This is a genomic window from Xanthomonas pisi DSM 18956, assembly GCF_001010415.1.
Classification (GTDB): Bacteria; Pseudomonadota; Gammaproteobacteria; order Xanthomonadales; family Xanthomonadaceae; genus Xanthomonas; species Xanthomonas pisi.
On sequence record NZ_JPLE01000225.1, the window covers coordinates 1 to 961 of the forward strand.

Annotated in this window: 1 protein-coding gene; it reads left to right on the forward strand. The window is 52.2% G+C overall.

Annotated elements, in window-relative coordinates:
• Positions 1-853: hypothetical protein (locus tag Y887_RS19640; protein WP_211257015.1), on the forward strand; the 853-nt coding region annotated here is incomplete at its 5' end.
• Positions 854-961 lie beyond the last annotated feature (108 nt).

Below are 961 nucleotides of genomic sequence, written 5' to 3' on the forward strand. Positions count from 1 at the left end.
CGGTATTGCCGCCGGGTTTGCCGGTAATGAAGTGATGTTTTCGGAAGCGTATCTGCCGTATGCATGGCCGGAAGTGAATCGTCACACGACGGCAGAAGATATTGTAGCTATCTGTCCGCTGGGAACGTCACTGGTGGTGGCGACAAAGGGGGAGCCTTATTTGTTCAGTGGGGTATCACCGTCCACAATTTCTGGTTCCAAAATCCCTTCAATGCAGGCGTGTCTGAGCAGGCGGAGTATGGTTGCGATGGAGGGTTTTGTGCTGTATGCAGGAACAAATGGCCTGGTGTCTGTTGATGCAAACGGTAATGTCGCGCTGGCGACGGAACAGATTGTTTCACCGGAACAGTGGCAGAGTCAGTTTAATCCGGCCTCCATTGTGGCTTATCCCTGGCGTGGTGAATACATTGCCTGTTACACGAAACCGGATGGTAAGCAGGATGTGTTTGTATTCAGTCCGGTGAACATGGATATCCGTTATCTCAGTACACCGTTTGACTGCGCATGGGTTGATCTCGCGAAAGATATGATGCGCGTGGTGACAGGAGACAAAATGTCAGTGCTTGCCGGGGGCTCTCTGCCCTCCACGATAAGGTGGCATTCAAAAATTTTTTCATTACCTGAAAGAACCTCTTTTTCCTGTATCAGGGTGAAATCTCCGGCGCCTGAGCGGGTGGGGATCACCATTATGGCTGATGATGTTCCTGTGATTCATTTTGCGCCGGGTACGTTTAAGGGAAGTGTGGTGAGACTTCCGGCAGCAACCGGGCAAAACTGGCAGGTGATGGTATCCGGATTCGGGCAGGTGGAACGAATAACCCTGAGTACATCGATGTCGGAGATGCCGGTATGACCAGAAAACCGTGGCGTGCGGGGAAGGATTTATCCACAGTTGTGGAGAACATGGAAATTGGCACCGGGCAGCGTGGTGACGGACGCCACGCATTTGTGACCCGTGAGG